The organism is Microbacterium croceum, assembly GCF_023091245.1.
Lineage (GTDB): Bacteria > Actinomycetota > Actinomycetes > Actinomycetales > Microbacteriaceae > Microbacterium > Microbacterium croceum.
The window spans coordinates 1,970,471-1,982,270 of sequence record NZ_JAHWXN010000001.1 but is presented as its reverse complement, the minus strand read 5'-3'; the positions used below and the strand labels follow the sequence as shown (position 1 = coordinate 1,982,270).

At 66.2% G+C, this 11,800-nt stretch carries 10 protein-coding genes; 3 read left to right on the top strand and 7 right to left on the bottom strand.

What is annotated here, in order from left to right; all coding sequences use genetic code 11:
• Positions 1 to 3 precede the first annotated feature (3 nt).
• The gene (gene galE / locus KZC51_RS09330) at positions 4 to 993 is read right to left on the bottom strand and encodes a UDP-glucose 4-epimerase GalE (RefSeq protein ID WP_247629706.1); all 990 of its coding nucleotides are present in this window, start codon (positions 991 to 993) and stop codon (positions 4 to 6) included.
• Between the two features lie 153 nt (positions 994 to 1,146).
• On the opposite strand from galE, the gene KZC51_RS09325 reads away from it, so the two are divergent.
• From KZC51_RS09325 to KZC51_RS09315, 3 genes are read left to right on the top strand one after another with little or no spacing between them, the layout of a single operon-like run.
• A complete protein-coding gene (locus KZC51_RS09325; protein WP_247629705.1) occupies positions 1,147 to 3,057 on the top strand; it encodes a glycosyltransferase in 1,911 nt (636 codons plus the stop codon).
• Complete coding sequence (locus KZC51_RS09320) at positions 3,054 to 4,016, top strand: glycosyltransferase (RefSeq protein ID WP_247629704.1); 963 nt, start codon at positions 3,054 to 3,056, stop codon at positions 4,014 to 4,016. The genes KZC51_RS09325 and KZC51_RS09320 overlap by 4 nt, the downstream gene beginning before the upstream one ends.
• A gap of 2 nt (positions 4,017 to 4,018) precedes the next feature.
• Positions 4,019 to 4,606 (top strand): hypothetical protein, encoded by a 588-nt coding sequence (locus tag KZC51_RS09315; protein WP_247629703.1) that lies wholly within the window; start codon positions 4,019 to 4,021, stop codon positions 4,604 to 4,606.
• A gap of 33 nt (positions 4,607 to 4,639) precedes the next feature.
• Here KZC51_RS09315 and KZC51_RS09310 read toward each other — a convergent pair whose 3' ends face one another.
• The 6 genes from KZC51_RS09310 to wecB are packed head-to-tail and all read right to left on the bottom strand — an operon-like array spanning position 4,640 to position 11,790.
• Entirely contained in the window at positions 4,640 to 5,374 is a 735-nt protein-coding gene (locus KZC51_RS09310; RefSeq protein WP_247629702.1) for an ABC transporter ATP-binding protein, read from the bottom strand.
• Positions 5,374 to 6,192, bottom strand: a complete 819-nt coding sequence (locus KZC51_RS09305; protein WP_247629701.1) for an ABC transporter permease — start codon at positions 6,190 to 6,192, stop codon at positions 5,374 to 5,376. Before KZC51_RS09305 ends, KZC51_RS09310 begins: the two co-directional genes overlap by 1 nt.
• Before the next feature lie 10 nt (positions 6,193 to 6,202).
• On the bottom strand, positions 6,203 to 7,339 hold the full coding sequence (gene glf, locus KZC51_RS09300) for a UDP-galactopyranose mutase (protein WP_247629700.1): 1,137 nt from the start codon (positions 7,337 to 7,339) through the stop codon (positions 6,203 to 6,205).
• Entirely contained in the window at positions 7,339 to 8,634 is a 1,296-nt protein-coding gene (locus KZC51_RS09295; protein ID WP_247629699.1) for a nucleotide sugar dehydrogenase, read from the bottom strand. Before KZC51_RS09295 ends, glf begins: the two co-directional genes overlap by 1 nt.
• A gap of 10 nt (positions 8,635 to 8,644) precedes the next feature.
• Positions 8,645 to 10,705 carry an acyltransferase family protein gene (locus KZC51_RS17855; RefSeq protein WP_247629698.1) on the bottom strand — a complete coding sequence of 687 codons (2,061 nt, stop codon included), beginning with the start codon at positions 10,703 to 10,705 and terminating at the stop codon, positions 8,645 to 8,647.
• Between the two features lie 2 nt (positions 10,706 to 10,707).
• Positions 10,708 to 11,790: a non-hydrolyzing UDP-N-acetylglucosamine 2-epimerase gene (gene wecB, locus KZC51_RS09285; protein ID WP_247629697.1), complete on the bottom strand. Its 1,083-nt coding sequence runs from the start codon at positions 11,788 to 11,790 to the stop codon at positions 10,708 to 10,710.
• Positions 11,791 to 11,800: the final 10 nt, after the last annotated feature.

The following is an 11,800-nucleotide window of genomic DNA, read 5'->3' as shown; positions in this document are numbered from 1 at the left end:
CGCTCAGTCGAGCGTGCGCAGCGTGGCGGCCCAGGCGAGCGCATCGCGGACGCCGTCGTCGACGGATCGCTCGGCGCGCCACCCGAGCACCGCGTTCGCCCGATGCACGATCGCGAAGGCACCGGCCTGATCGCCCGGCCGGCGCGCGGTCTCGACGACGGGCAGTACCTCACCGGTCACGCGTTCGAACGCCGCGACGAGCTCACGTACCGTCACACCCTCGCCGGTGCCGAGATTGATGACCTGGTAGGGGATGTCCTCGGATAGGACCTCGTCGAATCGCTGTACCGCGGCGACGTGCGCGAGTGCGAGGTCCCAGACGTGGATGTAGTCACGCAGTCCTGAGCCGTCTCTGGTCGCCCAGTCGGTTCCGGTGATGGAGAAGGGTTCACCGGCTGCCTTCGCTCGCATGATCATGCCGAGAGCGTGAGAGGGCGTCGGGTTCTGCAGCCCTGTGCGCAGCCGGGGGTCCGCGCCGATCGGATTGAAGTAGCGCAGTGCGATCGCGCGGAAGTCCCCCGCGGTCGCCGCGTCTTCGAGAATCTTCTCCACCATCGCCTTGGTCATGGCATATGGGCTCGACGGGGCGAGGACACCCGACTCGTCGACTCCCGCGCCGCTCTCCCCCGCGTAGACCGCGGCAGAAGAACTGAAAACGATCCGGGCGATCCCGGCGTCGCGCAGGCTCTGCAGCAGCACGATCGTCTTTCCCACGTTGGAGTCGTAGTAGCCGAGCGGATCAGCGACCGATTCCGGCACGACGATGCGTGCGGCGCAGTGGATGACCGCGGTGATGTCCGGGTGATCAGCAAGAACGCCGGCCACGAAGTCGCGGTCCGCGATATCACCGACGTACAGCCCCCGGCCTTCACCGAAGTCGCGCCGACCGGTGGAGAGATCGTCGATCAGCACGGTGTCGATGCCGGCTTCGATGCATGCCGTCGCAACGGTCGACCCGATGTAGCCGGCGCCGCCGGTGATCAATACCTTCATCGCGGCCATCCTATCGCGGCGCTCTCTCGCATCCCGGGCGCCCGGTTCCCCGCAGATCCGAAGGTGACGGGAGGTAGGCTACTCTCTGCTCGTCGAGTCCACTGCCCCCTGCGAGGGTGGCAGTCGGCGCAACAACATCGGAGAAACTCCCCCGTGGCCCACGTCCTGCAGAACGTCGTATTCCCGCTCGATCGCGATCCCGACCTCCTCCCCCTGTACGCGGATCCGGAGACCTGGTCCGTGATCGAAGATGAACCCGTCCGTGTCTCCAACCGTGCACATCTCGGAAACATCCTGGGGCGTCACCGCGCGCGGATCGTCGCCGGGCGACGCGTGTCGCTGGGAGCCTACTTCAACGCGTTCCCCGCCTCCTACTGGCAGCACTGGACCAGCGTTCGCGAGGTCCAGCTCACCGTGCGCACGACAGGACCGGCCACGATCCTGGTCTATCGGTCGAACGGCTCAGGGACCCGCCAACGCGTCGCGACCCGTGAGGTGACCGGCGAGTCCTCGACCTCGTTCGACCTCGACCTGACTCAGTACAGCGACGGCGGCTGGATCTGGTTCGACATCGTCGCCGACGAGAAGCACGCGGTGCTCGAGGGTGCGGAGTGGACGACCGAGCACGAGCCCGCACGTACCGGCAAGGCATCGCTGGGAATCACGACATACAACAAGCCGGACTACTGCGTCGAGACCCTACGGGCACTGGCCGCTTCCCCCGACGCGCTGGAGTTCGTCGACCGGATCTTCCTGATCGACCAGGGCACACAGCTCGTCGCCGAACAGGACGGCTATGACGAGGTCGCCGCACAGCTCGGCGAGACCCTGCAGGTCATCCGCCAGGCGAACCTCGGCGGCTCCGGCGGGTTCGCGCGGGCCATGCACGAGACCCTTCAACGCCCGGAGAGCGATTTCGTGCAGTTGCTCGACGATGACGTGCGCCTCGAGCCCGAGTCTCTCCGTCGCTCCATCGTCTTCGGCCAATACGCGACAACCCCGGTGCTCGTCGGCGGACACATGTTCGACCTGCTCGACCGTCCGAAGCTGCACGGCTGGGCCGAGGTCGTAGACGAAGGTCCCTTCATGTGGCGCAACCTCTACCAGGACAAGATGCCGCACGACTTCGGCGTCGCGAACCTGCGCCAGTCGAAGCTGCTGCACATGCGGATGGATTCCGACTACAACGGCTGGTGGATGTGTCTGATTCCGCTCGAAGCGATCCGCGAAGTGGGCCTCTCCCTGCCCGCATTCATCAAGTGGGATGACGCCGAATTCTGCCTGCGCGCGGGCAACGCCGGGTTCCCCACGGTGTCGATGCCGGGAGTGGCGCTCTGGCACGTGTCGTGGGTCAACAAGGACGACACGATCGACTGGCAGGCGTACTTCCACGCCCGCAACCGCATCGTGGCCGGCCTCCTGCACTCGAACGTCCCCCGCGGTGGGCGGCTCCTGACCCACAGCCGAAGGGTCGACCTCAAGCATCTGATGATGATGCAGTACTACCCCGTCGCGCTCCGCGCACAGGCTCTGCGTGACGTGCTCTCCGGACCCGACCACATGAAGAAGAACCTCGCAACGGCCATGCCGGCGGCCCGGGCCCTCGCAGCGAAGCACCCGGAGACGGTCGTCCATAAGGACCCCGCCACCGTCCTCCACTCGCGACACGGCCGCAGGGTCTACAAGCAACTGAACAAGAACAATCTGGACAGCCCGTCCGGCCTGCAGTTGCGCTGGTTCACGCTGTCAACCCTGGTGTCGCACTGGGTGCATGCTCCGCACCCCGCGAACGTCGCTCAGCCCGAGGTCGAGTTCGGCAAGGAAGACGCGCACTGGTGGCGCGTTCCCGCCTTCGACAGCGCATTGGTCAGCGCTGCAGACGGCTCCGGGAAGAACATCTACACCCGCGATCGCCGGAAGTACCGACAGCTGCTACGAGATACGATCCGACTGCACGCCGAGCTCCGTCGCCGCTGGCCTGAACTCCAGCGTCAGTATCGCGATGCGCTTCCCGAGCTCGTCTCCCCCCAGTCCTGGCAGCAGATCTTCGAGGAGAAGGCATGACCGCGGCACCCGCTGCATTCGACCCGGCCGCAGCGACCATCGTGATCGTCACCTTCAACCGGTCTCATCTCCTCACCGGGCTGCTGACGAGCATCACTGCCATGGATCCGAAGCCGGGCCACGTCGTGATCATCGACAACGCCTCGGTGGACGACACCACGGACGTCGTGGAGTCGTTCCGGGAGCGCCTGGGCACCGAGATCGTCTATCGGCGGCTCGAGACCAACACCGGCGGCTCCGGTGGCTTCAGCGAGGGTATGCGCACCGCGTACGAGCTCGGATCCGAGTGGATCTGGATGATGGACGACGACGTCGAGGTGCTCTCCGACGGCCTGGCCAGGATGGGCAAGTGGGCCCCCCGGTTCAAGAGCATCCAGGGGCGACGCTATGACTACGACGGCAGCGAGTTCTATTGGCAGTACCGCATCGCCGAACGCATGGGCATCCCGATCCCTTTCGCCCCCGCCGGTTTCGACGCGTCGGGGTACAAGGAGATGAACAGCGGTTGCTTCGAGGGCATGTTCATCCACCGTTCGATCGTGCAGCAGATCGGACTCCCCGACCCGCGTTTCTTCATCTACTGGGATGACCAGATGTACGGCTGGCTGGCGTCACGCAAGACGACAGCCGTCATCGTCGACGAATTCGTGCTCCGCCGCACCCGCGAGATCAAGCAGTGGGACATGGGTGTGCGCCACATGAACGCGTCGAGCAACGCCTACCGCTACTACATCATGCGAAACCGCGCGTTCATCAAGCAGTACTACCGCGCGCACGGCGTCTACAACCCCGTGCTCTTCGGACTCGGCACGACGGCCACTTTCTTCAAGGAGCTGATCCGCCTGGTCTTCGTCGAGCGGACGGTACGCGGCACCAGCAACCTGTTCCGCGGGCTCAAAGATGGCGGACGACTCGGCCGCGACCGGAGCTGGCAGCCGATGGCCCCTCTGGAGGACTGAACATGAGCGAGCAGCAGCCCGAACTCCGGTGGGCGCCGATCCCCCCGCCACCGAAGCGCCGCGGCCGGATCTGGCTGATCGTCGGGCTCTCTGTGCTGGCGGCCGCGATCGTCGTCACGTTGCTGGTCGTCTTCCTCCCGCGCGGCGGCTCCCCCGAGCCCACCGCGTCGCCGACGGATTCCGCATCACCGTCGCCGAGCGCTTCCGCCTCCGCGACGCCGTCCCCCGAGCCGACCCCGACACGCACACCGGAGGTGTCTCCTCCGCCTGTAGGCGACCCCGATCTGGCGACGTTCACTGGGCTCGTGCAGCCGCGCCTCGACGACGCCGTCACCGGTCTCGGCTTCCTCCCGGGCATGGCAGGCCAGGAGGCGGCGCAGATCGTGGACCAGCTGCAGCAGGACGCCGAGCGTCTGGCGGACTCCGTCGCACCGAGTTCCATCGCCTCCGAATGGTCCACCGCGGTGGCCGACTACGCATCCAAGCTCGTCGCCCTGAGAGCGGCGATCGACAACGCGAGTTCGACGAGCGCGCAACTGGACGCCGCCACGCGTTCCCTGCAGGTGGTCCGGGGCCTCGTAGGGCTCTGATCCGGTACTCCGTCGACGCCCGCGAGCCTGCGGCTAGACGTTGTAGTCCGCGTTGTACCGATCGAGGACCTCTGCGATCGGCGCATCCAACACAAGCGCGCCCTTGTCGAGGTAGAGCCCCCGCGTGCAGAAACGGCGGAGGTCACGCTCGTTGTGGCTCACGAAGAAGAGTGTGCGGCCTTCGGCGAGCAGCTCGTCGATGCGCGTGTAGCACTTCTCCCTGAAGGCCTTGTCGCCGACAGCGAGCACCTCGTCGACGAGGAGGATCGGCTCGTCGAGCTGCGACACGACCGAGAAAGCGAGCCGCACCTTCATACCATTGGAGAGGTGCTTGTACGGCGTCTCCTCGAACCCGTGGAGTTCGGCGAAGGCGATGATGCTGTCGTAGCGGCGCGACACCTCGTCGCGTGACATACCGTGCAGACCGGCCGTGAGCCGGACGTTCTCGCGCACCGTGAGGTCACCGACGAAACCACCGGTGATCTCGATCAGCGGCGCGACGCCGCCGTTGACGGCGACAGTGCCTTCGTCGGGCAGCAGCACCTTGGCAACGAGACGCAGCAGCGTGGACTTCCCCTGACCGTTGCGTCCTACGACGCCGATCGACTCCCCCTGCTGCACGGAGAACGAGACATCACGCAGGGCCCAGAATTCTCCGGGGCGCGAGCGACGGGACGCGCCGGCGAACAGGTCCTTGAAGGTCCGGTTCCCCCGCCGGTTCCGTCGGAAATGCACGCCGAGCCCCTGTACTTCGATCGCGGCCGGCATCACAGCTCCTTCAACACAGGACGCTCGAGCCGCCGGAAAGCCCACACGCCGAGTGCGAGGATCGCCAGACTCATCACCACACTGATCACCAGCGTGAACAGGTTCCACTGATCGGGGAAGAAGGCCATCCGGTAGAGCATGAAGATTCCGGCGAGCGGGTTGAACGCCCCCAGCGTCTGCGCGATACCCGGCAGGTCCGTCACGTTGTAGATGATCGGGGTCGCATAGAACATCGCCCGCAGGATCAACGCCGTGGTCCGCTCGAGATCGACGTACATCACGCACAGCGGCGCGATGAGCAGTCCCAGTCCGACGAGCAGGATCGTCTGCAAGAGCATCGCCACCGGCATCCAGAGCACGCCCCAGCCGATCTGCACGACCTTGCTCGGGTCCGTCTCCACCAGCAGGCTGATCACGATGAAGAGCACGAGCACGGGGAGCGAGAACAGATACTCGATGCCCTTGCTCAGCACGATGCGGTTGACCCAGATCGTCCGCGGGATCGCCGTCGACCGCACCAACCGCGCGTCCTTCTTGAAAGCGCGCGTGAAGTCGCTCACCGACGAGTTGAACCACACCCACGGCAGCAGGGCGCTGATGAGGAATACGATGTACGGCTCCTCGCCCACATCGCGGTGGAAGACCTGCGTGAAGACGAACCAGTAGATCAGGCTCATCACCAGCGGGTCGAGCACCGACCAGACGTAGCCCAGCATGCTGGTCGCGTAGCGAACCTTGAGGTCACGCGCGGACAGCAGCCACAACGAATGCAGGTATCTCCGGGGCGTCCCCGGTGCCCCGACCGCAGTGCGACTCACAGTGTCGAGTCTACGAGAGTGTGTTGTTCCAGAGCGACAGCGCCGAGCCGATGGCCATGTGCATGTCGAGGTACTGGTACGTGCCGAGACGCCCACCGAAGTGCACATCCTTCTCACCCTTCGCGAGCTCGCGGTAGGCCAGCAGGCCCTCGCGGTCGGTGGGGGTGTTCACGGGGTAGTACGGCTCGTCCTCGCGAGTTGCGAAGCGCGAGAACTCGCGCATGATCACGGTCTTGTCCGACTCGTAGATGTCCTTGCGCTCCGGGTGGAAGTGCTTGAACTCGTGGATGCGCGTGTACGGCACGTCCATGTCCGGGTAGTTCATGACGCTGGTGCCTTGGAAGTCGCCGACGTTCAGCACTTCCTGCTCGAAGTCCAGCGTGCGCCAGCTCAGCGCTCCCTCGGTGTAGTCGAAATACCGATCCACGGGACCGGTGTACACGACAGGCAGCTGTCCGACGGTCGCCTTCTTGTTGAGCGGCTGCGCCTCATCGAAATAGTCCACGTCGAGCTTGACGTCGATGTTCGGGTGATCGGCCATCCGCTCGATCCAGGCGGTGTACCCGTCGATCGGCAGACCTTCCCAGGTGTCGTTGAAGTAGCGGTTGTCGTACGTATAGCGCACGGGCAGACGGCTGATGATGTCGCCGGAGAGCTTGTGCGGGTCGGTCTGCCACTGCTTCGCCGTGTAATCGCGGAAGAACGCCTCGAACAACGGACGCCCGACGAGCGCGATGCCCTTCTCCTCGAAGTTCGCCGCCGTCTTCGCGTCGAACTCCCCCGCCTGCTCCTTGACGAGCGCGCGTGCCTGGTCCGGCGTGTAGGCGGACTGGAAGAACTGGTTGATCGTGCCGAGGTTCACCGGCATCGGGAAGACGGTGCCCTTGTGCGTCGTGTAGACGCGGTGGACGTAGTTCGTGAACGACGTGAAGCGGTTCACGTACTCCCACACGGTCGCGTTGGATGTGTGGAAGAGGTGGGCGCCGTATCGGTGCACCTCGATGCCCGTCTCGGGCTCCGCCTCGCTGTAGGCGTTGCCGCCGATGTGGTGGCGGCGGTCGATGACGGTGACTTTGCGGCCCGCTTCTGCAGCGCGCTCGGCAATGGTGAGGCCGAAGAAACCCGACCCGACGACGAGCAGATCCATCAGGCGGCCGTTCCCACGACGATGCGCGGCGTTCCGACCCAGAGTGCGGGGTCGGTCGTCGCCCGACCGTCGACGATGAGCTTGATGCCGGGCAGCTGCGCAGGCGTGAGCTCCTTGTAGTCGGCGTGGTCCGTCTGCAGAACCGCGAGGTCGACCTGTCCGCCGATCGCGTACGGCTCGAAGCCGAGGCCGCGAAGTTCCTCATCGGTGTACAGAGGGTCATGCACGACGACCTCGGCGCCACGCTCCTTGAGCGCCTTGACGGTCGGGAACACGCCGGAGAACGCGGTCTCTTTCACTCCACCGCGGTACGCGGCGCCGAGAACCACGGCGCGCTGGCCGCTGAGATCGCCGAGGATGCCCTCCGCCTGCGCGACGAGGCGCTCCGGCATCGAGGCGTTCAGCTGGCGTGCGACACGGACGATGTCGGCGTCGGGGTCGGTCGACAGATACAGGCGCGGGTAGACGGGGATGCAGTGACCGCCGACGGCGATACCCGGGCGGTGGATGTGGCTGTATGGCTGGGAGTTGCAGGCTTCGATCACCTTGTAGACATCGATGCCGTGCGACGCGGCGAAGAGACCGAACTGGTTGGCGAGGCCGATGTTGACATCGCGGTATGTCGTCTCTGCGAGCTTCGCCATCTCGGATGCCTCGGTCGTGCCGAGGTCCCAGACTCCGTTGGGTCGCGGCAGGTCGGTGCGCTCGTCGAACTGCAGTACGGCCTCGTAGAACTCGCGGGCGCGACGGTTGCCCTCGTCGGAGAGCGCCCCGATGAGCTTCGGGTACTTGCGGAGGTCGGCGAACACGCGACCCGTGAGCACGCGCTCGGGCGAGTAGGCGAGGAAGAAGTCCGTACCCTCCACCAGGCCGGAGCCCTCCTCGAGCATCGGCTTCCAGCGGTTGCGGGTGGTGCCGACGGGCAATGTGGTCTCGTAGGAGACGAGGGTCCCGGGGGTCAGGTGCTCGGCGAGCGACTTCGTCGCCGAGTCCATGTACTTGAAGTCGGGCTCCCACGTCTCGTCGTTGACGAAGACCGGCGCGACCAGCACGACGGCGTCGGCGCCGGGAATGGCCTCGGCGTAGTTCGTCGTCGCGCGCAGGCGACCGGCGGGGATCAGCTCCGCAAGACGCTCTTCGAGGTGCGCCTCGCCGGGGAAGGGCTCACGTCCCTGATTGATGATGTCGACAGCCTTCTGGTTGACGTCGACGCCGATCACGTCGTGACCGGAGGAGGCGAACTGGACGGCGAGAGGGAGCCCGATCTTTCCGAGGGCCACGACGGCGATACGCATGGGATCCAGTCTACGGGTCCGTTCCTGCGTCGATGCCGAGCAGCGAGGCGAGCGTCGGTTCGAGGGCGGGGGCGAGGTAGGAGACGAACGTCGAGGTCATGTGGTTGACATCGCGATACACGAACATGTCGTCGATGATCACGGGGCACGTCTCCGCGTCGCAGATGAAGTCGGTCAGGTCCGCGTAGGTCCCGCCGGCGGCTTCGACCGCGGCGCGCTCCTGGGCGGTGAAGTCCGCATCGAGAACGGATGCCCGCTCCCCCGCGCACACCGTGACATCCAGGACGTTCGCCGATGCGCATGTCGCCGGGGCAGAGGCGAATCGGGGCGTGTCGGCGATCACCAGAACTTCGCTCCCAGCCTCACGGAGGTGTGTCACCGTGCTCTCGACTCCGCGCGCCCACGCGTCCGCGATGGCCTGAGCGCCCGAGGCGTCGGCGAGCCCGTAGCCGGCGTAGCTGGAGATGACTACGAGGTCGGGCGGGTCGGCGACGAGGGATGCGAGTACCGCGTCGCGCCAGCGGTCGCACGAGGCGTACGGAACGTCCTTGTCCAGCACCGTGACATCGACGGCGGGGCACGACGACTTCGTGTAGGTGTCGATCCGGACGTTCCCTGCGGACTCCGCGAAATCGTCGACCGCGGGGAACCACTGAGCGGAGTGCGAGTCGCCGAACACCGCGACGGTGAGGTCGCCGTCGGTGTTGCCGTAATGGCAGTCCTGCACGTCTTCGCGTGTGACGTCGTAGTGGCAGCCGTCGCCGTACATGGGCGCGACGTCATCGGAGACAGCCTCGAGCGAGGGCGTCATGTTGCGCGGGACGAAAGTGGTGGCCTGCGGCGGCATGGTGGGGAAGTCGGGCGCCGCGGCCACGACGCCGCCGGTGCCGGCGTCGCGGGTCGCCGACCATTGCACGGCCCCCACCGTCGCGATGACGAGCACGGCGGTCAGTCCCAACGTGCCCCAGAGCGTGACCTGGGCGGGCCGATGTACGAGAGCGCGGGGAGCACGGAGCGGCGTCTCCACGAAACGGAACAGCAGCCAGGCGAGCGGTAGCGCGAGCACGACTCCCAGCAGCACCTTGATCGTCAGGCGGAGCGGGTTCTGCTCGCCCACCGCCGCCTGTGTGACGATCAGCAGCGGCCAATGCACGAGGTACAGCGAGTATGAGATCAGACCGATGAACTGCATCGGACGGATCGAGAGCGCGCGCGTCGGTCCCAGGGAGACGGCACGGGCGCCGAACAGGATGACCAGCGCGGTACCGAACGTCGGAAGCATCGCTGCGGTGCCGGGAAAGACGGTGCCATCGTCGTACAGCACGGCGGCCCCGAGGATCATCCCGATCCCGATCCAGCCGCCGATCGCGTCGACCCATCGGGGGACGTGCGGTGCGCCGTGCAGCAGCACGGCTCCGACGAGTGCTCCGATCAGAAGCTCCCAGGCACGCGTCGGCAGGAGGAAGAAGGCGGCAGGTTGGTTGATCGGGGTCATCAGGATGCCGCCGATCAGGCTGGCAGCGGCCAGTACCGCGATCCCTGCGATGAGCAGGCCACGGCGCCGCCTCACGAGAAGCGCGAGGGACAACAGGATCAGCGGCCACAGCAGATAGAACTGCTCTTCGACTCCCAGCGACCAGTAGTGCTGATAGGGCGACGCCGCATGATCCGCGAGATAGTCGGTGTTCTGAATCGCGAACCAGACGTTGGGCACGTAGAGGATCGTCGCGAGGGCGTCGCGCAGCACCCGCTCGAGGGCCAGAGGCGGGTAGAAGATGATCGCGGCGAGCGCCGTCAGCACCGCGACCACCAGCGAGGCCGGAAGGATGCGGCGGATACGGCGCGCATAGAACTCCGCGAAACGGATCTTCCCGTCCCGTTCCAAGGACTCCAGGAGATGACTGGAGATCAGGAACCCGGAGATCACGAAGAAGACGTCGACGCCGACATAGCCACCGGTGATGAACGGCACGCCCGCGTGGTAGAGCAGCACCAGGCCGACGGCGATCGCGCGCAGTCCTTGGACGTCAGTCCGGAAGCTGCGACGCGTCCGCGTGGCAGTCGCAGCCACGCTCACGTGCCAGACGTCTCCCCGGCTGCCCTGATCAGCTCGGCGATGACACGCTCAGCCGCATGACCGTCGCCGTAGGGTGCGTCACCCGTGTCGGCCGGGCGGGGACGTGTGACAGCTGCCGTGATCTCGGAGGCCGTATTCGCGAGCACGTTCCAACCGAGTTCGACCGTCTCCACCCACTCTGTCTCGGTACGCACGGTAGTGCAGGGGATGCCGAGGAGGAATGCCTCCTTCTGCAATCCACCTGAATCCGTCACGACACCCGCACTGGAGAGCGCCGCGGCGATCAGCTCGGGATAGGCGAGGGGTGCATGGGCGATGAGCGCCCCCTGAGTCAGGGCGATCCCGTGTGCGGCCGCCTTCGCGACGACACGGGGATGGGCGAGGAGGACGACGGGCTTGTCGAGACCCCCGAGCGCAGTTGCGACTTCGGCGAGGCGCTCCGGATCGTCGGTGTTCTCCGCGCGGTGGATGGTTGCGACGTAGTACTCGCCCGGCACGAGATCGAGCTCGTCGAGCAGCGGCGACGGGCGGGCACCGACCTCGTCGCGCACTTCGAGCAGCACATCGGTCATCACGTCCCCCACCAGCACGGTGCGCGCGGCGAGCCCCTCGTCGGAGAGATGCTCGACGGCGACCTGCGTGGGAGCGAGCAGGAGATCGGCGGCATGATCGGTCATCACGCGGTTGTGCTCCTCCGGCATCCGACGGTTGAAGCTGCGCAGTCCCGCCTCGAGATGGGCGACGGGAATGTGCATCTTCACCGCGCTCAGAGCCGCAGCGACCGTGGAGTTGGTGTCGCCGTACACGAGCACCCAATCGGGACGATGCTCGTCGAATACCGCGTCGAGAGCAGCCAGCATCGAGCCGGTCTGCACGCCATGGGAACCGCTGCCGACTCCGAGGTGCACGTCGGGCGCGCCGATGCCGAGGTCCTCGAAGAAGACATCAGACAGCATCGGGTCATAGTGCTGCCCGGTGTGCACGATCACGTGCTCCACGCCTGCGGCGAGCGCGGCCTTGTGGATGGGGGCGAGCTTGACGAACTGGGGGCGAGCGCCCACGACGCTGACGATCTTCACGGAGACAGTC

Bases quoted from the DNA above. Each gene is read 5' to 3' on its own strand.
- galE (WP_247629706.1), bottom strand. From the start codon at position 993: ATGAAGGTATTGATCACCGGCGGCGCCGGCTACATCGGGTCGACCGTT.
- KZC51_RS09320 (WP_247629704.1), top strand. From the start codon at position 3,054: ATGACCGCGGCACCCGCTGCATTCGACCCGGCCGCAGCGACCATCGTG.
- KZC51_RS09315 (WP_247629703.1), top strand. From the start codon at position 4,019: ATGAGCGAGCAGCAGCCCGAACTCCGGTGGGCGCCGATCCCCCCGCCA.
- KZC51_RS09310 (WP_247629702.1), bottom strand. From the start codon at position 5,374: ATGCCGGCCGCGATCGAAGTACAGGGGCTCGGCGTGCATTTCCGACGG.
- glf (WP_247629700.1), bottom strand. From the start codon at position 7,339: ATGGATCTGCTCGTCGTCGGGTCGGGTTTCTTCGGCCTCACCATTGCC.
- KZC51_RS09295 (WP_247629699.1), bottom strand. From the start codon at position 8,634: ATGCGTATCGCCGTCGTGGCCCTCGGAAAGATCGGGCTCCCTCTCGCC.